This window comes from Escherichia sp. Marseille-Q3837 (assembly GCF_916618735.1).
GTDB classification, from domain to species: Bacteria; Pseudomonadota; Gammaproteobacteria; order Enterobacterales; family Enterobacteriaceae; genus Escherichia; species Escherichia ruysiae.
On record NZ_CAKAKC010000001.1, the window covers coordinates 3,645,572 to 3,667,796 of the forward strand.

The following is a 22,225-nucleotide window of genomic DNA, read 5'->3' on the forward strand; positions in this document are numbered from 1 at the left end:
ACTAATTCGGGTGCTCACAAAGTGGGGCTAAATATTCATATAGCGTTGTTGACGAAAAGGAGGCTTCGCCACAGGCACGCACGGGAATCACTGGCATCAACGCATTACAGACTACCATCTCATCTGCCTGCATCACCTCCTCCAGCGAGGCTTGTACTTCGACAAGCTGATAAGAGGATTGTGCCAGTAAACCGATGCAGAATTGTCGCATAATGCCGTTGACACCAGCCTGATCCAGACGCGGCGTATAAACTACGTTGCCCTTGCGCCAGAACAAATTAGCCGCACAGCATTCCGTAACCCACCCATCGCTGTCAAGAACCAGCGCCTCATCGGCGTTTGTCTGCTCAAGATGAGAGCGGATCAGTACTTGCTCAAGCCGATTAAGATGTTTAATTCCTGCGAGATAAGGATTACGTCCAAGGCGTACTGGACTTAGCGCCAGAGTAATACCCTCTTTGCGTAAGAGGTCATAATGTGCAGGGTAAGCCGCAACGGAGAGAATGCGTGTTGCCGGACCGCTGTTCAATGTGCTGTATCCTCGCCCACCACTGCCGCGACTGATCACCACTTTCAGCACACCGTTCTGTTGTTCTGCTGCCAGCGTTTTCATCTCTTGCTCAAGCTGCGACCAGAAATCACAGGCGATCATTAACCGCTGAGTGGCTTCCTGTAGTCGCTGTATATGCGCGGATAACAAACTGACTTCACCGTCGATAATTCTGGCTGTGGTGAAACAACCATCACCAAATTGCGTTGCCCGATCGCTTGCTGCCAGCGAATCCTGTTTATGACCGTTAATTAAGAACATACCGGCTCCTTATCAGAGGATTGTTAGTGTGGCAGCATGTTCACTGCGGAACAAGTCTGAATAAAACCTAAGAAAAAAGGCCCGCAAGCGGACCTTTTATACAGGTGGGAAATAGCAACTTAGATCTTTTTAAAGATCAAAGAACCATTAGTGCCACCGAAGCCGAAGGAGTTACACAGGGTATACTCCATTCCGCTGACCTGACGCGCTTCGTGCGGTACGAAATCCAGATCGCAACCTTCATCCGGGTTATCCAGGTTGATGGTCGGTGGAACAGCCTGATCGCGCAGCGCCAGGATGGAGTAGATAGACTCTACCGCACCCGCCGCACCTAACAGGTGACCGGTCATGGATTTCGTGGAGCTTACCAGCACACGGCTTGCAGCTTCACCGAAGATGGTTTTCACTGCCTGCGCTTCGGCTTTATCGCCAGCAGGCGTTGAAGTACCGTGCGCGTTAACGTAGCCAATCTGGCTCGCTTCAATACCTGCATCACGCAGAGCATTTGCCATTGCCAGAGCTGCGCCTGCGCCATTTTCCGGCGGCGACGTCATATGATAGGCATCGCTGCTCATACCAAAGCCGACGAGTTCAGCGTAAATTTTCGCACCGCGTTTTTTCGCGTGTTCGTACTCTTCGAGCACCAGCATACCGGCACCATCGCCCAGTACGAAACCATCACGCTCTTTATCCCACGGGCGGCTAGCCGCTTGCGGGTTATCATTGCGGGTAGATAATGCACGTGCCGCGCCGAAACCGCCAACGCCCAGCGGCGTACTGGCTTTCTCTGCGCCACCTGCAACCATCACGTCAGCATCGCCATACGCGATAATACGCGCAGCATGACCAATGTTGTGCACGCCGGAAGTACAGGCGGTCGCGATAGAGATGCTTGGGCCACGCAGGCCATACATGATAGTCAGGTGACCTGCCACCATGTTCACAATCGTTGACGGAACGAAGAATGGGCTGATCTTACGTGGACCACCGTTCATCAAAGATGTGTGGTTTTCTTCGATCAGTCCGAGGCCGCCTATCCCGGAGCCAATTGCGGCACCAATGCGGGTTGCGTTCTCTTCCGTTATTTCAAGGCCAGAATCCTGCATGGCCTGAACGCCAGCGACAATTCCATATTGAATGAAGGCATCCATCTTGCGCTGTTCTTTGCGCGAGATAATGTCCTCACAGTTAAAATCCTTTACTAAGCCAGCAAATTTCGTTGCATAGGCGCTAGTATCGAAATGGTCGATTAGGCTGATGCCACTCTGACCGGCAAGCAGAGCTTTCCAGGTAGACTCTACGGTATTGCCGACAGGAGACAACATGCCCAGTCCGGTCACAACTACACGACGCTTAGACACGTTTGTCCTCCAGGGAGGGAAAAAAAATGATTCTAGTGGGACAAAAAGATAAAACTCAGGCGGTCGAACGACCGCCTGGAGATGTTCACTTACGCCTGGTGGCCGTTGATGTAATCAATGGCAGCCTGAACGGTGGTGATTTTCTCAGCTTCTTCGTCCGGAATCTCAGTATCAAACTCTTCTTCCAGAGCCATTACCAGCTCAACGGTGTCAAGAGAATCCGCGCCCAGGTCTTCAACGAAAGAAGCATTGTTGGTAACTTCTTCCTGCTTAACGCCCAGCTGTTCGCCGATAATTTTCTTAACGCGTTCTTCGATAGTGCTCATACTCTTAAATTTCCTATCAAAACTCGCTTTCGCGATGGTTTTCGTAGTGTATAAAATGTTGAAAAATTTGCAACTAAATCCCGGCAGGTCTTACCACGATTTTACGTTATTTTGAGGCCATACCCCCCAACAACGCAAATCATTTTGCACTAATTATTACTCATAACCACGCAGACTGCGCGCAACATGAGCATTTTGTGCAAATCGCGGTCAGACCATGTACATCCCGCCGTTCACATGCAAAGTTTCACCCGTGATGTAAGCTGCTTCGTCGGATGCCAGGAATGCAACCGCGTTGGCGATTTCCTGTGCGCCGCCGAGGCGACCCGCAGGAACCTGCGCCAGGATACCCGCACGCTGGTCATCGCTCAGCGCACGTGTCATGTCCGTTTCAATAAAGCCCGGAGCAACAACGTTTACAGTAATACCACGTGACGCAACTTCGCGCGCCAGGGATTTACTGAAGCCGATCAAGCCCGCTTTCGCCGCAGCGTAGTTGGCCTGACCGCCATTTCCCATGGTACCAACCACAGAACCGATAGTGATAATACGACCATGACGCTTTTTCATCATAGCGCGCATTACCGCTTTTGACAGACGGAAAACAGATGAAAGGTTGGTTTCGATAATATCGTTCCACTCATCATCTTTCATTCGCATTAGCAGGTTATCACGAGTGATACCGGCATTATTGACCAGGATATCGACTTCACCAAATTCTGCGCGAATTTTTTCCAGAACAGATTCGATAGATGCCGGGTCGGTCACATTCAACATGAGACCTTTACCGTTATCACCTAAATAATCGCTGATCGCCTGAGCGCCGCTTTCACTGGTCGCAGTACCGATAACTTTCGCGCCACGAGCTGCGAGCGTTTCAGCAATTGCGCGGCCAATCCCACGGCTTGCACCGGTTACCAGTGCGATTTTTCCTTCAAAATTCATATTTTTCCTCTTTTAAAGCTCGAGCGCCGCTGCCATCGCTGAAGGTTCGTTCAGCGCCGAGGCGGTCAGGGTGTCGACAATGCGTTTCGTCAGGCCAGTAAGCACTTTGCCCGGGCCGACTTCATAAAGATGTTCAACGCCTTGCGCTGCCATGTATTCAACAGATTTCGTCCACTGAACCGGATTATACAGCTGACGTACCAGCGCATCACGGATAGCATCGCCATTAGTTTCGCATTTCACATCAACGTTATTCACAACCGGAACGGTTGGGGTATTGAAGGTGATTTTCGCCAATTCAACAGCCAATTTATCGGCAGCCGGTTTCATCAGCGCACAGTGTGACGGTACGCTTACAGGCAACGGCAGCGCACGTTTTGCGCCCGCAGCTTTACAGGCAGCGCCTGCACGCTCAACCGCTTCTTTATGACCGGCAATAACGACCTGCCCCGGAGAGTTAAAGTTTACCGGAGAAACGACCTGACCTTCTGCAGCTTCTTCACACGCTTTAGCAATAGACGCATCATCAAGACCGATAATTGCCGCCATTGCACCTGTCCCTTCCGGTACAGCTTCCTGCATGAACTTGCCACGCATCTCAACCAGACGCACCGCATCAGCAAAATCAATCACACCAGCGCAAACCAGCGCGGAGTATTCACCCAGGCTGTGACCGGCCATCATCGCCGGTGCTTTACCGCCCTGCTGCTGCCACACACGGTACAGCGCAACAGATGCCGTCAACAGTGCTGGTTGGGTTTGCCAGGTTTTATTCAATTCTTCGGCAGGTCCCTGCTGGGTCAGTGCCCACAAGTCGTAGCCCAGCGCCGCAGAAGCTTCAGCAAACGTTTCTTCGACAATGGGATAGCTCGCCGCCATATCAGCCAGCATTCCAACGGTTTGAGAACCCTGTCCAGGGAACACAAATGCAAATTGCGTCATCTTTAAATCCTTATCCTAGAAACGAACCAGCGCGGAGCCCCAGGTGAACCCGCCGCCAAAGGCTTCAAGCAGAACCAACTGCCCCGGCTTAATGCGCCCGTCACGTACAGCTTCATCCAGCGCGCACGGGACAGAAGCGGCAGAAGTATTACCGTGGCGATCCAGCGTCACCACGACATTGTCCATCGACATGCCGAGTTTTTTCGCCGTTGCGCTGATAATACGCAGGTTAGCCTGATGCGGAACCAGCCAGTCCAGTTGAGAACGGTCAAGATTATTCGCCGCCAGCGTCTCATCAACGATGTGCGCCAACTCGGTTACTGCAACCTTGAAGACTTCGTTGCCCGCCATGGTCAGATGAATTGAATTTTCAGGATTCACACGGTCGGCATTAGGCAACGTCAGCAATTCACCATAGCTGCCATCAGCATGAAGATGCGTTGAGATAATTCCTGGCTCTTCAGAGGCAGCCAGCACTGCAGCGCCCGCGCCATCGCCAAAAATGATAATGGTCCCGCGATCTGTCGGATCGCAGGTGCGCGCCAGTACATCGGAACCGACGACCAGAGCATACTTCACCGCACCAGATTTCACGTATTGATCGGCTACGCTCAACGCGTAGGTGAAACCTGCACAGGCTGCAGCAACGTCAAACGCCGGGCAACCTTTGATGCCCAACATGCTTTGAATCTGACATGCTGCGCTCGGGAAGGCGTGCGTGGCAGAAGTCGTTGCCACAACGATCAGGCCAATCTGGTCTTTATCGATGCCCGCCATTTCAATTGCACGCGTCGCCGCTTCGAAGCCCATGGTTGAAACGGTTTCGTTTGGCGCGGCAATGTGGCGTTCGCGGATGCCTGTACGAGTGACAATCCACTCGTCAGAGGTATCCACCATTTTTTCCAGATCGGCGTTTGTCCGCACTTGTTCGGGCAGATAGCTGCCAGTACCAATAATCTTCGTATACATGTACGCTCAGTCACTTTTCGGTTATATACCGTCACTTGCAAACTGCGAGTTCGCTGGCAGCGTCCTGCTACCGCAGAGCTCCGCTTTTGCCACCGTCCAACAGCTCAAAACCAGCTGGGTATACAGATTCCAGGCGAGCGGCAATTCGCTGAGGAACTTGTCGCTGCACCGCCTGCACTGCCTGTTCAATCGCGACCGCAAAAGCTCGCTGATTGGCTGCACCATGACTTTTTATCACCGTGCCGCGCAATCCTAACAGACAGGCGCCGTTATACTGGTCGGGGTTGAGGTGACTGAATCGCCTCGTCAGGCTCTTTTGTAGCCAACGCTTTAATAACAGTAGCCACCACGACCGTTTTTTCCCTTCTCCCTGAGATTTCAGCAGAGAAAGGAACATCCTGACAACACCTTCCATCGTCTTTAATGTGACATTTCCTGTAAAGCCGTCACAGACCAGCACATCTGTCTTGCCAGTTAATAACTCATTGGCTTCAAGATAGCCGATATAGTTGATAGAAGGGATTGTTTTAAGCACCGCTGAGGCATCCCGAATACTGTCGAGACCCTTTACTTCTTCTTCACCAATATTGAGCAACGCCACGCGAGGATTGGGAATTTCCACCACCTCTTCAGCCAAAACTGAGCCCATAATGGCAAATTGCACCAACATTGTGCTGTCACAATCGACGTTGGCTCCTAAATCGAGAACCACCGTTTTGCCCTTTTGTTGATGCGGTAACACCGTCACCAACGCCGGGCGCTCAATCCCCTCCAGGGGCTTGAGTAATAATTTAGCCAGCCCCATCAGCGCCCCGGTATTGCCAGCACTGACACAGGCTTGCGCTCGACCTTCTTTCACCAGTTCCAGCGCCACGCGCATTGAGCTACCACGACTGGCGCGGATAGCTTGCGAAGGCCGGGCATCACTGGCGATAACTGACTGCGCAGGAATAATCTGCAAACGAGAACGTTGTTCGAAGTCAGCTTTAGCAAGTAATGGCGTGATGGCGTCGGGATTACCGACTAAAAGAAGAGTGAGTTGCGAATTAGAGTTCAGTGCCTGCAAAGCTGCAGGCACTGTCACAGAAGGACCAAAATCGCCCCCCATGACATCTAACGCCAGGGTTAGACGTGTCAAGGTATCGTCGCCGCCCGGTTTGGTCTTTCCCCAGTTGCCTGGGGAAAATCCTCACTAAGCTTCATCACGCAGATGCGTGATTACTTAGCGATGACCTTGCGGCCACGGTAGTAACCGTCGGCAGTGATGTGGTGACGCAGGTGTTTTTCACCAGAAGTTTTGTCTACAGACAGGCTGGTGACTGCGGTCAGCGCGTCATGGGAACGACGCATGCCACGTTTGGAACGGGTTGGTTTATTCTGTTGTACGGCCATGGACCTTACTCCTCAATTACGGTTTATCCCCGATCCAACGGGGAGCACCAATTACTTACGCTTTAAGCTGGCTAATACGGCAAATGGATTTGGCTTTTGCGCTTCTTCAGGCAGTTCACCAAAGACCATGTCCGCTTCGGACACTTCACAGTGTTCAGAATCATGCACCGGAACTACCGGCAAGGCGAGGATGATTTCATCTTCAACCATTGCAAGCAGATCGATTTCACCGAATTCGTTAACCTCAATCGGTTCATACGCTTCCGGCAGTGCTTCAGCCTGTTCGTCTGAACGCACAGGACTAAAACAGTACGTTGTGTAGACCTGATGAGTAAACGGCTTCCCGCAACGCTGACACTCGAGCGTTACCGTCACCTTCGCATCGCCGTTTAACACTGCGAGACGTTGGTTATCGATAGCGAACGACATGGAGCATTCCACATCACTGTCCACACTGACTACGGATTCGGCGACGCGCTCAACCTGATCAGGAGTATAGATACCCTGGTAATCAAGGCGTTTTTGAGCCGTACGAACCGGATCGAGAGTCAGGGGTAATTTTACCTTTTGCATAGGGCGCGCATATTAACTTTGTAACGTCATAGAGTCAAAGAAAAAGGCAGCCTGTGGTTGCCTTTTGCCAATAATTCGCACACATTGCGGGTTACTGCTTTATTTTCGTTCAGTGCTGATAACGAACATCAACCTGCAAAACGAAGCGCATAGTTTAAAATGGCTATCATCAATACGCTATATCTGATGGAAAAAAATATGTCTAAACTTATTTTAGCCTCCACTTCGCCCTGGCGCCGCGCCCTACTTGAAAAACTACAAATCTCTTTCGAATGTGCCGCCCCGGAGGTCGACGAAACCCCGCATAGCGATGAATCACCGCGCCAGCTGGTGCTCCGGCTGGCGCAAGAAAAAGCGCAATCCTTAGCGTCACGTTATCCCTCTCATTTAATTATTGGTTCAGACCAGGTGTGTGTTCTTGATGGGGAAATCACCGGTAAACCGTTAACGGAAGAAAATGCGCGTCTGCAATTACGCAAAGCCAGCGGCAATATCGTCACCTTCTATACTGGACTGGCGTTGTTTAATTCGGCGAATGGGCATCTGCAAACAGAAGTGGAACCTTTTGACGTTCATTTCCGCCACTTAAGCGAGGCGGAGATTGATAATTACGTGCGTAAAGAACATCCCCTGCACTGCGCTGGCAGTTTTAAGAGTGAAGGATTTGGCATTACGTTATTCGAGCGTTTAGAAGGACGTGACCCTAACACGCTGGTTGGTTTGCCGCTCATCGCACTCTGTCAGATGTTACGTCGGGAAGGGAAAAACCCACTGATGGGATAGTTGTTTGCGCCGGATGCGGTTACGTCGCATCCGGCAATCGGTGCTGGCGGCCTGAGGCGGCGTAAACGCCTTATCAGGCCAACCGCCCATTATCAGGCTTATATGCTTGTATCAGTGCGCGTTACGCAGCTTTTGCAAACACCGCTTCAAACCTTCATCCATCGGCGCTTCGATACGCATCACCTCACCCGTTCCCGGATGGGTAAACTTCAACGCTGCGGCGTGCAGGAACAGACGATTTAATCCCGTGCCTGCTTCAGTGAGCTGTCTGTCAAATTCACGGTCACCGTAGCGATCATCAAACGCAATCGGATGACCAGCGTATTGAGTATGCACACGGATCTGGTGCGTACGTCCGGTAACCGGACTGCAACGAACCAGCGTGGCAAACGCATAGCGTTCTTCCACTTTGAAGCGAGTTTCTGACGGTTTACCTTCCTGGCTCACGCGCACAATACGTTCACCGCTTTGCAGAATATTCTTCAGCAGCGGAGCCTGGACACTCTTCACGTGTGACTGCCACTGACCGCGCACCAGCGCCAGATAATCTTTTTGCATCCCTTTTTCACGTAATTGCTCATGCAGAGAACGTAACGCCGAACGTTTTTTCGCTACCAGCAATACACCTGAAGTGTCCCGGTCGAGTCGATGCACCAGTTCAAGGAATCGCGCTTCCGGGCGCAACGCCCTCAGCCCTTCAATAACGCCGAAACTTAAACCACTGCCGCCATGCACCGCCGTACCTGAGGGTTTATTCAGCACCAGGATATGATCATCTTCATATAAGATGACGTCCGCCAGCGCCGCCACTTTTTGCAGATGCGGCGAAACGGCCTCTTCTTCCCGTTCAGCAACGCGAACCGGCGGAATACGCACTTCATCACCGGCTTCGAGTTTATATTCAGGCTTAATACGTTTTTTGTTCACCCGCACTTCGCCTTTACGCAAAATACGGTAAATCATACTTTTTGGTACGCCTTTCAATTGGGTGCGCAAAAAGTTGTCGATACGTTGCCCCGCTTCATCAGCGGTAATAGCAACGATTTTTACGGATGGAGTCTCTGTTTTCATGGTGGGCGATTCTAAATAGCCAACAGGATTCGCGCCACTCATTTTTCTATGCTTATATTTAGTTCTGCACCTTATTACTTCCCAGTGCAATCACTTAATTGATGGTTATTAAACCAATCGCCAGTAAGAAGTGAAAAAACTGTGAGTAAGTGGGTGATAAATGGTAAAAGTCATCTTGCTATAACAAGGCTTGCAGTGGAATAATGAGAACGTTTCCGTGTCCAACCTTGTTAAAACAAGAAATTTTACGGAATACCCCATTTTGCCCGACCGATCATCAACGCAGCAATGGCGTAAGACGTATTGATCTTTCAGGCAGTTAGCGGGCTGCGGGTTGCAGTCCTTACCGGTAGATGGAAATATTTCTGGAGAGTAATACCCAGTCTGTTTCTCTGATAATTGCGCTGTTTTTCCGCATGAAAAACGGGCAACCGACACTCTGCGCCTCTTTGAGCTGACGATAACCGTGAGGTTGGCGACGCGACTAGACACGAGGCCATCGGTTCACACCCGGAAAGGCGTTACTTTGCCCGCAGCTTAGTCGTCAATGTAAGAATAATGAGTAAGTTACGATGAAAAGAATGTTAATCAACGCAACTCAGCAGGAAGAGTTGCGCGTTGCCCTTGTAGATGGGCAGCGTCTGTATGATCTGGATATCGAAAGTCCAGGGCATGAACAGAAAAAGGCGAACATCTACAAAGGTAAAATCACCCGCATTGAACCGAGTCTGGAAGCTGCTTTTGTTGATTACGGCGCTGAACGTCACGGTTTCCTCCCACTAAAAGAAATTGCCCGCGAATATTTCCCTGCTAATTACAGTGCTCATGGCCGTCCTAACATTAAAGATGTGTTACGCGAAGGTCAGGAAGTCATTGTTCAGATCGATAAAGAAGAGCGCGGCAACAAAGGCGCGGCACTGACCACCTTTATCAGCCTGGCGGGTAGCTATCTGGTTCTGATGCCGAACAACCCGCGCGCGGGTGGCATTTCTCGCCGTATCGAAGGCGACGACCGTACCGAATTAAAAGAAGCACTGGCGAGCCTTGAACTGCCGGAAGGCATGGGGCTTATCGTGCGCACCGCTGGCGTCGGCAAATCTGCTGAGGCGCTGCAATGGGATTTAAGCTTCCGCCTGAAACACTGGGAAGCCATCAAAAAAGCCGCTGAAAGCCGCCCTGCTCCGTTCCTGATCCATCAGGAGAGCAATGTTATCGTTCGCGCATTTCGCGATTACTTACGCCAGGACATCGGCGAAATCCTTATCGATAATCCGAAAGTACTCGAACTGGCGCGTCAGCATATCGCCGCGTTGGGTCGCCCGGATTTCAGCAGCAAAATCAAACTGTACACGGGTGAAATTCCCCTGTTCAGCCACTACCAGATCGAATCGCAGATCGAGTCCGCCTTCCAGCGTGAAGTCCGTCTGCCGTCTGGTGGCTCCATTGTTATCGACAGCACCGAAGCGTTAACCGCCATCGACATCAACTCCGCGCGTGCAACTCGCGGCGGCGATATCGAAGAAACTGCATTTAACACTAACCTGGAAGCAGCCGATGAGATTGCTCGTCAGCTACGCCTGCGTGACCTCGGCGGTCTGATTGTTATCGACTTCATCGACATGACGCCTGTACGCCATCAGCGCGCGGTGGAAAACCGTCTGCGTGAAGCGGTACGTCAGGATCGTGCGCGTATTCAAATCAGCCATATTTCTCGCTTTGGCCTGCTCGAGATGTCCCGTCAGCGCCTGAGCCCGTCGCTGGGTGAATCCAGCCATCACGTCTGCCCGCGTTGCTCCGGTACTGGCACCGTGCGTGATAATGAATCCCTGTCGCTCTCTATTCTGCGTTTGATTGAAGAAGAAGCCCTGAAAGAGAACACCCAGGAAGTCCACGCCATTGTTCCTGTCCCTATTGCCTCTTACCTGCTGAACGAAAAACGTTCTGCGGTAAATGCAATTGAAACCCGTCAGGACGGCGTGCGCTGTGTGATTGTACCAAACGATCAGATGGAAACCCCGCACTACCACGTACTGCGCGTGCGTAAAGGGGAAGAGACGCCGACCTTAAGCTACATGCTGCCGAAGCTGCATGAAGAAGCAATGGCGCTGCCGTCAGAAGAAGAGTTTGCGGAGCGTAAACGTCCAGAACAACCTGCACTGGCGACTTTTGCCATGCCGGATGTGCCACCAGCTCCAGCCCCGGCAGAACCTGTAACGCCTGCGGCAGCCACAGCGCCTAAAGCCGCGCCGACAACACCTGCTGCTCCTGCACAACCAGGCCTGTTAAGCCGTCTCTTCAGCGCCCTGAAATCGCTGTTCAGCGGTGGTGAAGAAACCAAACCAACCGAGCAACCTGCACCAAAAGCAGAAACGAAACCGGAACGTCAACAGGATCGCCGTAAGCCTCGTCAGAACAATCGCCGTGACCGTAATGAACGCCGCGACACGCGTAGCGAACGTACAGAGGGTAGCGATAATCGCGAAGAAAACCGTCGTAATCGTCGCCAGTCACAGCAGCAAACTGCCGAGACGCGTGAGAGCCGTCAGCAGGCTGATGTAACAGAAAAAGCGCGTACCACCGACGAGCAGCAAACACCGCGTCGTGAGCGTAGTCGTCGCCGCAACGATGATAAACGTCAGGTACAACAAGAAGCGAAGGCACTGAATGTTGAGGAGCAATCTGTTCAGGAAACAGAACAGGAGGAGCGTGTACGTCCGGTTCAACCGCGTCGTAAACAGCGCCAGCTAAATCAGAAAGTGCGTTACGAGCAAAGCGTTGCGGAAGAAGTGGTAGCCGCTCCGGTGGTTGAAGAAACCGTCGCCGCCGAACCTGTTATGCAGGAAGCGTCTGCCCAACGTACTGAACTGGTGAAAGTACCATTGCCAGTCGTTGCACAAACTGCGCCGGAACAACAAGAAGAGAACAATGTCGATAACCGTGACAACGGCGGTATGCCGCGTCGTTCTCGTCGCTCGCCTCGCCATCTGCGCGTGAGTGGTCAGCGTCGTCGTCGCTATCGTGACGAGCGTTATCCGGTTCAGTCACCAATGCCGTTAACCGTAGCGTGTGCGTCTCCGGAACTGGCCTCTGGCAAAGTCTGGATCCGCTATCCGGTTGTACGTCCGCAAGATGTACAGGTTGAAGAGCAACGCGAACAGGAAGAAGTACAGATGCAGCCGATGGTGACTGAAGTCCCTGTCGCCGCCGCTGTCGAACCTGTCGTTGCCGCGCCGGTTATTGAAGAAGTGACCGAAACTATAGAAGCACCGGTTCCGGTTGCACAAGCGCAACCGGAAGTGGTTGAAACGACGCATCCTGAAGTGATTGCCGCAGCGGTAACTGAACAGCCACAGGTGATTGCCGAGGCTGATGTTGCTGTAGCGCAGGACGTTGCAGAACACGCGGAACCGGTAGTTGAACCGCAGGAAGAGACGGCAGATATTGAAGAAGTTGCCGAAACTGCCGAAGTTGTAGTTGCCGAACCTGAAGTTGTCGCTCAACCTGCCGCACCTGTGGTCGCTGAAGTCGCAGCAGAAGTTGAAACGGTAGCCGCTGTTGAACCTGAGATTACCGTTGAGCATAACCACGCTACCGCACCGATGACACGCGCTCCGGCACCGGAATATGTTCCGGAAGCACCGCGTCACAGTGACTGGCAGCGCCCTACTTTTGCCTTTGAAGGTAAAGGTGCCGCAGGTGGTCATACGGCAACGCATCATGCCTCTGCCGCTCCTGCGCGTCCGCAACCTGTTGAGTAATCATTAGCTCAAAGTAATCAAGCCCTGGCAACCGCCGGGGCTTTTTATTTCATCTTTGAATCAACATATTCAAATTCATCAAATGGCATTCTTGCTAGCCAACTACTCAAATCAGGCAAAAAAAATGCCCGCCCCGGCGATCCCAGAGCAGGCAGACAAAACATACCCAGTTTCATGATATGTTTGAAAAAGTGCTTATTTGTTGAGCTGGAAAAGCGATAACCCCTGCATATCAGTAAACGCTTTGTACGACGCCTGCAATGCTGTTTGCTGCATGATGTAAGATGAAATAGTCGCGTTCCAGTCCACATCAACCAAATCACTCATCTGCTGCGTTTGGCCTAAAGCGCGATCGCTACCTAAAGAATCCAGCGACTCCAGCTCGTTCAGCTGCGTACCTAATTCCGCGCGTACGGTGAGCACATTATTCAGCGAGTTTTTCAGGCCACGGTTGGTTTTATCTAACGCCGCAGCGGAGGTTTCTTGATCCGCTTCACCATCCGCAACCGGTGTTTTAAGCGCAGCGATGGCGCTATCCAGCATGGCAAAAAGATTGGTTTCAGAATCGCTACCGTCTGGTTCCGCTACTGCATTACTGGTAATGCTATTAAAAATTTTGTCGCCGGTATGCCCTATCACCATCGAACGCGAAGCATCTACCTGTTGCTTAATACTTTCTGTTCCGCCGACATATTTACCTTTCTCTTCGCTAAACGGCGCGGTTTCTGTTTTATAACCCGCAAAAATGTAGCGCCCGTTACCGTCAGTGGTATTCGCCAGATTCAACAACTGGTCACGGAGCCCCTGAATATCCGTTGCCAGCGATGCCCGGTCATCGTCACTCAAGGTGCCGTTGCTGGCATAGACAATTTTCTCCTGAGCATTCTGGATAGCAGTGGTCACCTGGCTAAGCACACTCTCTTCCAGTGATACTTTTTGAGTCGCGAAAGTACGCGCCAGCGTGTACTGGCTGTTTTGCGCCTGCGCTTGTGAGAGCACTACGGCTTGTGATGCAGCAATGGGATCATCTGAAGGGTTAACGACTCGCTTACCCGTCGACATCTGTTCGCCGTACTTCATCCATTCCGCCTGAGAACTGGTGATACCGCGCATGTTCTGCTGGTACATCATTTGAGTACTGAAACGCATTTTTTCTCTCCCTTAGCGAATGTTAATCAGCGCATCAAAAATGGCGTTCGCCGTCTGCAAAACCTGCGCATTCGCCAGGTAATACTGCTGAAAGCGTTGCAGGTTGCCGTACTCTTCGTCGAGGTTGACGCCGGAAATAGATTGCTGCTGATTAGAAAGTTGCGTTACCACATTACCTTGCGTGGTACTGCTGGTTTTCAACGTAGCGGTTTTATTACCGATGTCGCTGACCAACGAGGCATAGGCGTCGTTAAAGGATTTCGCCCCGCCCACCGTTTTACCGTTGCTTTGCAAATCCAGCAGCGCCTGACCATTGCGGTTGTCGCTCTCACCAGCCGTTTTATCACTCGCCATGGCGATTTCTGCTTCGTCGGTGATTAAAACGTTCATATTGACGATGGCATCGCTTACCGGTTTCAGCGTAAAGCTGTCGTTAGCGACTGGTGTGCCAGTAAACGTCAACTCCAGACCATCAAACGTGACTTTACCGTCAGCATCCGGCGTCACCGGAAAAGTGGTATTGCTGGCAAGGCGGGTGACCTGCCACTGATCGTTGCTAAAGGAGATTTTGTAATCTGTCGCCAGCACGGCAGAGCCATCGGTCACTGTGGCGCTAATCGCGCTGTTACCCTGGTTTTTAGTATTCTCCAGTACAGCCGGCTTACCGATGGCAAAGAAATCCTGCCCTTCCTTACCATTGGCATCAAATCCCTTGTTATGTTGGGTATTGAAAGCCTCGGCAAATGCCAGCGCCAGTTGCCCGAGCGTATTGCGCGTCTGGTCAAGATCCTGAGAACGGAATGTCAGAATGCCGCCCAGCGACCCGGTATTCAGCAACTTCTCCGGGATCTCAATATTGCCTACTGTCCCATCAACATAAGCGACAGTGGTACGAGAAGGATCGGCGCTGGACGGTACTGCCGCCAGCTGGCGCGCCGTACTACCTTGTACCAGCGAGTAACCATTGGCCATCGTGATGTTATAAGTGCCGCCATCCTGAACGCTGACTTCTACACCAACAATCTGGTTTAATTCACTCACCAGTTGATCGCGTTGATCCAGGAGATTGTTGGGTGACGCCCCTGCCCCCACACCTGTCAGGCGTGAAATTTGATCGTTCAGGCTGGCGATTTGTTTAGCGAAATTGTTGATCTGGTCAACGCTGGCACCTATCGCGATATTGACCTGTTTGTCCTGGTCGCGCAGATACTGATCGGTGGTTTTAAACTGATTCACCAGCCCTTCTGATTTACCAATCAATGCCTGACGTGCTGCTGGATCTTCCGCGTTGCTGACCAGCGTTTGCAGACTGGTGAAGAAGTCCTGCATCTGTGTTGCCAGCGACGTGGTGCTACCAGAGAGCATATTGTCGATTTTCGACATCTGTTCATAGCGGGAAGTCAGGCCGCTACTCTGGGTCTGCGCCGCACGTAACTGGTTGGTAATAAAGGCGTCGTACTCACGCTGTACGCCGGAAACGTAGACGCCATTGCCAACCCAGCCGCCTGCCCCCAGAGTGCTATTGGCCTGCGCCATAATGGTCGTTTGACGGGTATATCCGGCAACGTTATAGCTGGAAATATTATTACTCGCCGTATTTAACGCCGCCTGAGCCGCGTTAAGTCCGCTCATGGCGTTATTGATCAAGCTGGACATGGAGGTTCCTTATAAGCTTTCAATTACAGAGCATTATCGGCAGCGACCCGCCGGACTTGAGTTGTTCAGAACAGATTATCGATACTGATGTTGTAGGTCTTACTCACCTTGTCGCTTACCGATTTCATCTGTTGAATCATCTTGGTGAGTTTGCGGGCATAATGAGGATCGGTAGCATAGCCCGCGTCCTGTAATGCCTGCGCGCCCTGCTCGGCGCTTGGGGCGGTCGCCACGGCAGCGTAACGCGGATTACGCGTTAACAGTCCTACATAATCCGACAATGCTTCAAGATAAGAGCTGTAGACCCGAAACTTCGCCTTCACTTTCCTCGCTTCGCCGTTTTCATATTCGGTAGTGGTAATTTCAGTCACCGCCCCTTTCCAGTTGGCAGAGGCTTTGACGCCAAACAGGTTATAGCTTGGTTCACCATTTTCACGACGAATTTGCCGTTGACCCCAGCCTGATTCCAGCGCGGCCTGGGCGAGGATCAGATGATGTGGCACACCGCTTTGCTGGCTTGCCAGTTGGGCGGGCAATGAGAGTTGGGCGAGGAATGCTTTACTGTCACCTGGCAGCGAATCATCGTAGTTACGTGGCACGGCTTTTTGCACAAGCTGCGTGAGTGTCTGATTTTGATAACGCACCACGGTTTCGAGCGGGAATTTCATCGGTGCCGTTGGCGTCGCTTCATCTGGCAGTGGTTGTTCTGGCGTCATCTGTTTTACCATCATCTCCGCCAGTCCCAGACCTTTGCCCGCCGTCATCTGTTGGGCAATCTGCTGGTCATACATACTGGTGTAGAGGCGAGTGTGCTCACTACTGAACAGGCCATCTTTCGGTAGGGCTTCACGCATACTTTTCAGCATCATCTGCACGAACATCCCTTCCACCTGGCGGGCAACCGGACGAATATTTGCCGCCGGATCTTCGCCCGCTTTCGCTTTCAGATCGTTAAGCGATTGCGCATCCCAGGCGGCACTTGCCAGTAGTTTGCTGTCGCTAATCATCAGATGATTTCCAGTTTTGCCCGCAGACATCCCGCGCTTTGCATTGATTGCAGTATGGACATCAGATCCATCGGCGTAGCGCCCAGCGCATTGAGCGCGCGCACCACGTTATTGAGGCTGGCACTAGAACGTACGCTTTGCAGCGAACCGCCGCTCTGGCGTAAGTCGATCTGGGTTTGTGGCGTGACAACGGTCTGCCCGCCACCAAACGGTGTGTCTGGTTGACTCACGTTAACCTGACGATTTACCGTAACCGAGAGATTCCCCTGTGCTACCGCGCAACTGTCCAGCGTCACTTCACGATTCATCACCACTGAACCAGTACGCGAGTTAATAATCACTTTGGCGTCCTGCGGGATGACATTAACCTGCATATTCTGGATATCAGCAAGGAAACGCACCTGGGAACTGTTGCCACTCGGCACGCGTACCTGAATAGTCCGCGCATCTAACGCCGTCGCGTTACCGTATCCACGTGTGCGGTTGATGGTATCGGCAATTTCCTGCGCCATGGTGAAATCTTCCTCATTTAGCTGCAAATTGAGGGTATTGCCAGCGCCAAACTGGCTGGGCAATTCGCGCTCAATAATCGCACCATTAGTGATCCGTCCGCCGTTCAGTTGGTTAACCTGGACACTGCTGCCCCCCGCCGATGCGCCCGCACCGCCAACCAGAATGTTGCCCTGCGCCAGCGCATACACCTGGCTATCAACGCCCTTAAGCGGTGTCATCAACAACGTGCCGCCACGCAGACTTTTGGCGTTCCCCATAGAAGAAACCACCACGTCGATGGTTTGCCCCTGGCGACCAAATGGCGGAAGCGACGCCGTCACCATTACTGCAGCGACGTTTTTTAGCTGCATATTGGTGCCCGTCGGAACGGTAATTCCCAGCTGTGAGAGCATGTTATTAAGCGTTTGTGTGGTAAACGGCGTCTGGGTTGTCTGGTCACCGGTGCCATCCAGCCCCACCACCAGACCATAGCCAATCAGTGAGTTTTGCCTTACCCCCTGAACACTGGTGAGATCGCGAATACGCTCAGCCTGAGCCGCCGTCGTAACCAGTAGAAGAATTAATGCAGAGAGAAATTTAATCACCACAGCCTCACTTACATTGGCGACAGGTTAAGGAAGAAACGCTGCAACCAGCCCATATTTTGCGCTTCGTTAATGTAGCCATTGCCTACGTATTCAATACGCGCATCCGCCACCTGAGTAGACGGTACGGTATTGCTGCCGCTGATAGTGCGTGGATTAACCACGCCAGAGAAGCGAATAAATTCAGTGCCCTGATTAATGGCGATCTGTTTTTCGCCCACTACATGCAGGTTACCGTTGACCAGCACCTGATCGACCGTCACTGTTAATGTGCCGCTAAAGGTATTGCTGGCATTAGCACCGCCTTTACCGTTGAAACTATTGCCACCAGAGGCATCGACATCGGCGCGGGCGTTACCAAACAGCCCCTGCAAATAGCGCGGCACAGTATCAAAGCCAAAATTAGTTTTACCGTCACGGCTGGCATTCGCAGAGGAACTCTTGCTGGCGCTGACGTTCTCCTGCAACACAATGGTCAGCGTGTCACCAATATTGCGCGGTCGGCGATCTTCAAACAGCGGTTGATAGCCATAGTTAATCGGCTGGGCAGACTGAAAAATTGAACCGTTGGCAACGGGCGTCGGGCCGGGAACCGGCTGTGCACTGGTCGCCCCCTGCACCAGCGGCGTGGAGGGTATCCAGGCACAGCCGGATAGTGAAAGCACCAACAAGCTGGAAATGGCGTAAGTATGCACAGCGTTTTTTTGCATGGCTATCATCTTCAAAATCAGTAAACCGGTGAGAGTCCCCACCGGTATGCCTTAGAGTTGCGTCAGTTTTTGCAGCATTTGATCGGTAGTGGATACCGCTTTACTGTTGATTTCGTAGGCGCGCTGTACCTGGATCATGTTGACCAGTTCTTCCGCCACGTTGACGTTAGATGTTTCAACATACCCTTGATACAACAGTCCTGCACCGTTCAGACCCGGTGTGCTTTCATTCGGTGCGCCGGAGGATTGCGTTTCGGTGTAAAGGTTTTCACCAATACTCTCCAGCCCGGTGTCGTTCATAAAGGTAGTGAGATTGAGTTGCCCAACCTGAACCGGCGCCGCCTGACCTTGCTGGGTAACGCTTACCACGCCATCACGACCAATGGTGATACTTAACGCATTCGCCGGAATGGTGATTGCTGGCTGCACCTGAAAGCCACCGGCCGTCACCAGTTGCCCGTTCTGATCCACCTGGAAAGAGCCGTCACGGGTATAGGCTGATGAGCCATCCGGTAACATGACCTGGAAAAAACCCTGCCCTTTGATGGCAACATCTTTGCTGTTATTGGTTTGCGACAGATTGCCCTGACTGTGTAAACGTTCAGTGGCGACCGGACGCACACCGGTGCCAATTTGTAACCCGGATGGTAAGGTGGTTTGTTCGGAAGACTGTGCGCCAGGCTGGCGAATGGTTTGATAAAGCAGATCTTCAAACACCGCCCGCTGGCGCTTAAAACCGTTGGTGCTGACGTTTGCCAGGTTGTTGGCAATAACGTCCATATTGGTTTGCTGGGCGTCGAGACCCGTTTTGGCGATCCATAATGAACTGATCATAAAATATCCTGTGGTGGATTGCTGACAAGCAGAGCAAAAGCACGCGACAGTGTGAATTTCCCCTCACCCTAACCCTCTCCCCAAAGGGGCGAGGGAATAGTCCGCGCGCTTTTATTGCAATGTCATCAATCGTTGAATTAACTCATCGACAGCAGTTGATTGGCACGCCCCGCGTTATCATCGACGCTGCTGATCACCTTCATCTGCATTTCAAAACGCCGCGCGCTGGCAATCATGTCGCTCATTGCCGAAACGGCATTGACGTTACTGCCTTCCAGAACGCCCGACATCACACGCAACGTCGGGTCAGCCTGCAGCACCGTGCCACGCGTTGCCTGGCTTTCCGCATTTAAACGAAAAATACCGTCATCACCACGCTGTACTTCACTACCCGTGGCTTTCACCAGTTTCAGACGCCCCACTGGCGCGACGGTATTTGCCGGATCGCCGGGATTCCGCGCCGAAATCGTGCCATCGGCGGCAATCGTGATTTCTGCCCCTTCCGGTACAGCAATCGGTCCCGCCTCGCCAATCACCGGATGCCCCTGAATCGTCAGTTGCCCGGTGGGATCAACCTGGATGCTGCCGTTACGCGTATACCCTTCGCTACCGTCAATAGTCTGCACGGCCAGCCAGCCGTCCTGCTGTAATGCGACGTCCAGCGGGCGCGAGGTGTAATCCATCTTGCCGGGAGTCATGTCTGCACCCGGCGTTGACGCGGTCACCAGCGTACGCGTGGGCAGAGAAAGCCCTTCCACCGGCACCGCACGTAAGGCGTTTAACTGCGCGCGAAAACCCGGTGTCGAGGCATTTGCCAGATTACTGGCGGTCACCGCCTGCTGATTCAGCGTCTGGCTGGCGGCGCCCATTGCGGTATAGATTGCGTGATCCATTGAGCTATTCCGTCAGCAATTAGCGTAAGTTAACCAGCGTGTTAAGGATCTGATCCTGGGTTTTGATGGTCTGAGCATTGGACTGATAGTTACGCTGGGCGACAATCATATTGACCAGTTCTTTGCTGAGATCGACGTTGGACGCTTCCAGCGCGCCGTTGGTCAGACTGCCAAAATTACCCGTTCCGGCAGTCCCCAGCAGCGCCACACCAGAAGATTGCGTCGCAGACCAGACGTTATCGCCTTCGGAAGCCAGCCCTTCGTTGTTAGCGAAGTTTGCCAGCACAATCTGCCCCAGCAACTGGGTTTGTTCGTTGGAATAGTTACCGACTACCGTGCCGTCATCGTTGATTTGATAGCTCACCAAATCGCCAGGTTTGTAGCCATCCTGCGTGGTTGCCACAATGTTGTTTGCGCCGGTGTTTTGCTGCATAGAATTGAGGAAACTTAACGAGAATGAGGCAGGATCTGCGCCATTGATTGCGCCGGTGGTAATGTTCGCTGTCCCCCCCGAAGTCAATATGCCATTGGCATTAAACGCTAGCGTCGTTGCGTGGTTCGCTGTGCCTGTTGGATCACTGCTGTCCTGGGTATAAACATCCCAGTTATTATCCCCGGTCTTCACAAAGTAGACGCTCATGTCATGAGCATTCCCCTGACTATCGAAAACAGTCACCGAGCCTTTTTTGTTATAGCTATCCGCATTACTGGCATCAAAGGTAGTCACCGACGGAAGCGGATCACTGGAGTTCAGGTTGATCTGCATCGACGCCGTGGTGGTGGTTTTTGCCGCCATCAGGGTATTTGGAATCGAAATATTGGTCGGATTCGCCCCTTGCTGAATGGTCGGCGGCGTGCCGGTTGCCGGATAACCTGTCAACTGTAAACCTTGCATATTCACCAGGTTGCGGTTTTCATCGAGTTTGAATTGCCCGTTACGGCTATAAAACACCGAGCCGTTGCTGTCTACCAGGCGAAAAAAACCGTTCTGGCTGATAGCAACGTCAAGACCACGTCCGGTATTGGTGGTCGTGCCATCGGTAAAATCCTGGGTGATGCCAGCAACTTTTACTCCCAGTCCCACTTTAGAACCCGCGAACATATCAGCAAATGAAGCCGTGCCGGATTTAAAGCCATAGGTGGCGGAGTTGGCGATATTGTTGCCAATGACATCGAGGTTGGTGGCGGCAGCGTTTAATCCGCTTACCGCTTGAGAAAAGGCCATGACTGACTCCTGAAATGTGAAGGCTTAGATTATCTGCCGTACTTCGTCGAGCGTGGTGGTGCCGTAAGTACCAAGATCCAGCGTATTCCCGTTGTTGCCGCGAATCACGCCCTGTACCAGAGCAAACTGCAGCGGTTGAGCCACTAACTGCGTACCACCATTACTGGCGCTAATCGCCACGTTATAAGAACCATTTGGAGCGGTTGTGCCATCAGTTAACGTACCGTCCCAGGTGAAACTGTGGACGCCGGCGGTCAGTTCACCGATATCAATAGTGCGCACAACCGCGCCGTTTTTATCAGTGATAGTGGCAGTGACTTTGTCTGCCGCCTGTTGCAGTTCAACACCGAACGGTGTGGTCGTGGTTACCGCACCTTCTTCACTGCCGGTTCCGGCAAGAATAGTGGTGCCGGGGATCATCACACCGTGACCAATCAGGTTACTGGCCTGTAGCGACTGACTGTTGTCTATCTGCCCGGAAATCGAACCGAGCGTAGTATTGAGTTTTTCAATCCCACTGACCGTGCTGATTTGCGCCAGTTGCGACGTCAGCTCGTTGTTTTCCATTGGATTGGTCGGGTCCTGGTTTTTTAGTTGTGCCACCAGCAAGGTCAGAAAACTGCTTTGTAAATCTGCGGCGTTACTGCCCGTGATCGAACTACTGCTGGTAGAGCTGACGCCGGTATTTGTCGGATCGGTGGTGGTTACCGCAATGGACATGGC

At 52.3% G+C, this 22,225-nt stretch carries 21 protein-coding genes; 2 read left to right on the forward strand and 19 right to left on the reverse strand.

Annotation, left to right across the window (positions count from 1 at the left end):
* Position 1 precedes the first annotated feature (1 nt).
* The 9 genes from pabC to yceD form a co-directional block, all read right to left on the reverse strand.
* Positions 2-811 carry an aminodeoxychorismate lyase gene (gene pabC / locus LG381_RS17685; RefSeq protein WP_225762708.1) on the reverse strand — a complete coding sequence of 270 codons (810 nt, stop codon included), beginning with the start codon at positions 809-811 and terminating at the stop codon, positions 2-4.
* 119 nt (positions 812-930) lie between these two features.
* Complete coding sequence (fabF, locus tag LG381_RS17690; RefSeq protein ID WP_000044679.1) at positions 931-2,172, reverse strand: beta-ketoacyl-ACP synthase II; 1,242 nt, start codon at positions 2,170-2,172, stop codon at positions 931-933.
* Positions 2,173-2,261: 89 nt separating this feature from the next.
* Positions 2,262-2,498, reverse strand: coding sequence for an acyl carrier protein (acpP, locus tag LG381_RS17695; RefSeq protein WP_000103754.1), 237 nt, complete (start codon positions 2,496-2,498; stop codon positions 2,262-2,264).
* A 210-nt stretch (positions 2,499-2,708) separates the two neighbouring features.
* Positions 2,709-3,443, reverse strand: a complete 735-nt coding sequence (fabG, locus tag LG381_RS17700; protein ID WP_001008544.1) for a 3-oxoacyl-ACP reductase FabG — start codon at positions 3,441-3,443, stop codon at positions 2,709-2,711.
* Positions 3,444-3,455: 12 nt separating this feature from the next.
* Positions 3,456-4,385 (reverse strand): ACP S-malonyltransferase, encoded by a 930-nt coding sequence (fabD, locus tag LG381_RS17705; RefSeq protein WP_000191375.1) that lies wholly within the window; start codon positions 4,383-4,385, stop codon positions 3,456-3,458.
* 15 nt (positions 4,386-4,400) lie between these two features.
* Positions 4,401-5,354: a beta-ketoacyl-ACP synthase III gene (gene fabH, locus LG381_RS17710; protein WP_000288127.1), complete on the reverse strand. Its 954-nt coding sequence runs from the start codon at positions 5,352-5,354 to the stop codon at positions 4,401-4,403.
* A 67-nt stretch (positions 5,355-5,421) separates the two neighbouring features.
* Positions 5,422-6,492, reverse strand: coding sequence for a phosphate acyltransferase PlsX (plsX, locus tag LG381_RS17715; protein WP_105281010.1), 1,071 nt, complete (start codon positions 6,490-6,492; stop codon positions 5,422-5,424).
* 80 nt (positions 6,493-6,572) lie between these two features.
* A complete protein-coding gene (rpmF, locus tag LG381_RS17720; protein WP_000290727.1) occupies positions 6,573-6,746 on the reverse strand; it encodes a 50S ribosomal protein L32 in 174 nt (57 codons plus the stop codon).
* A gap of 51 nt (positions 6,747-6,797) precedes the next feature.
* Positions 6,798-7,319 carry a 23S rRNA accumulation protein YceD gene (gene yceD, locus LG381_RS17725; RefSeq protein WP_001174481.1) on the reverse strand — a complete coding sequence of 174 codons (522 nt, stop codon included), beginning with the start codon at positions 7,317-7,319 and terminating at the stop codon, positions 6,798-6,800.
* Between the two features lie 198 nt (positions 7,320-7,517).
* On the opposite strand from yceD, the gene yceF reads away from it, so the two are divergent.
* On the forward strand, positions 7,518-8,102 hold the full coding sequence (gene yceF, locus LG381_RS17730) for a 7-methyl-GTP pyrophosphatase (RefSeq protein WP_010345602.1): 585 nt from the start codon (positions 7,518-7,520) through the stop codon (positions 8,100-8,102).
* A 111-nt stretch (positions 8,103-8,213) separates the two neighbouring features.
* Here yceF and rluC read toward each other — a convergent pair whose 3' ends face one another.
* Positions 8,214-9,173 carry a 23S rRNA pseudouridine(955/2504/2580) synthase RluC gene (gene rluC / locus LG381_RS17735; RefSeq protein WP_065226606.1) on the reverse strand — a complete coding sequence of 320 codons (960 nt, stop codon included), beginning with the start codon at positions 9,171-9,173 and terminating at the stop codon, positions 8,214-8,216.
* A 572-nt stretch (positions 9,174-9,745) separates the two neighbouring features.
* Between rluC and rne the strand changes: the two genes are divergently transcribed.
* Positions 9,746-12,931 (forward strand): ribonuclease E, encoded by a 3,186-nt coding sequence (rne, locus tag LG381_RS17740; RefSeq protein ID WP_085460620.1) that lies wholly within the window; start codon positions 9,746-9,748, stop codon positions 12,929-12,931.
* A gap of 195 nt (positions 12,932-13,126) precedes the next feature.
* Here rne and flgL read toward each other — a convergent pair whose 3' ends face one another.
* The 9 genes from flgL to flgD all read right to left on the reverse strand — a co-directional run bounded on the left by flgL (position 13,127) and on the right by flgD (position 22,222).
* Positions 13,127-14,080, reverse strand: coding sequence for a flagellar hook-associated protein FlgL (gene flgL, locus LG381_RS17745; protein ID WP_225762709.1), 954 nt, complete (start codon positions 14,078-14,080; stop codon positions 13,127-13,129).
* Between the two features lie 12 nt (positions 14,081-14,092).
* Positions 14,093-15,736 (reverse strand): flagellar hook-associated protein FlgK, encoded by a 1,644-nt coding sequence (gene flgK, locus LG381_RS17750; protein ID WP_225762710.1) that lies wholly within the window; start codon positions 15,734-15,736, stop codon positions 14,093-14,095.
* Positions 15,737-15,801: 65 nt separating this feature from the next.
* Positions 15,802-16,743 carry a flagellar assembly peptidoglycan hydrolase FlgJ gene (gene flgJ / locus LG381_RS17755; protein WP_225762711.1) on the reverse strand — a complete coding sequence of 314 codons (942 nt, stop codon included), beginning with the start codon at positions 16,741-16,743 and terminating at the stop codon, positions 15,802-15,804.
* Positions 16,743-17,840 carry a flagellar basal body P-ring protein FlgI gene (gene flgI, locus LG381_RS17760; RefSeq protein WP_225762712.1) on the reverse strand — a complete coding sequence of 366 codons (1,098 nt, stop codon included), beginning with the start codon at positions 17,838-17,840 and terminating at the stop codon, positions 16,743-16,745. Before flgI ends, flgJ begins: the two co-directional genes overlap by 1 nt.
* Positions 17,841-17,851: 11 nt before the next feature.
* Positions 17,852-18,550 carry a flagellar basal body L-ring protein FlgH gene (gene flgH, locus LG381_RS17765; RefSeq protein WP_010345611.1) on the reverse strand — a complete coding sequence of 233 codons (699 nt, stop codon included), beginning with the start codon at positions 18,548-18,550 and terminating at the stop codon, positions 17,852-17,854.
* Positions 18,551-18,601: 51 nt separating this feature from the next.
* A complete protein-coding gene (flgG, locus tag LG381_RS17770; RefSeq protein WP_000625837.1) occupies positions 18,602-19,384 on the reverse strand; it encodes a flagellar basal-body rod protein FlgG in 783 nt (260 codons plus the stop codon).
* Between the two features lie 137 nt (positions 19,385-19,521).
* Positions 19,522-20,277 carry a flagellar basal-body rod protein FlgF gene (flgF, locus tag LG381_RS17775; protein ID WP_000349335.1) on the reverse strand — a complete coding sequence of 252 codons (756 nt, stop codon included), beginning with the start codon at positions 20,275-20,277 and terminating at the stop codon, positions 19,522-19,524.
* Between the two features lie 19 nt (positions 20,278-20,296).
* Positions 20,297-21,502, reverse strand: a complete 1,206-nt coding sequence (gene flgE, locus LG381_RS17780; protein ID WP_000885864.1) for a flagellar hook protein FlgE — start codon at positions 21,500-21,502, stop codon at positions 20,297-20,299.
* A gap of 24 nt (positions 21,503-21,526) precedes the next feature.
* Complete coding sequence (flgD, locus tag LG381_RS17785) at positions 21,527-22,222, reverse strand: flagellar hook assembly protein FlgD (RefSeq protein WP_225762713.1); 696 nt, start codon at positions 22,220-22,222, stop codon at positions 21,527-21,529.
* Positions 22,223-22,225 lie beyond the last annotated feature (3 nt).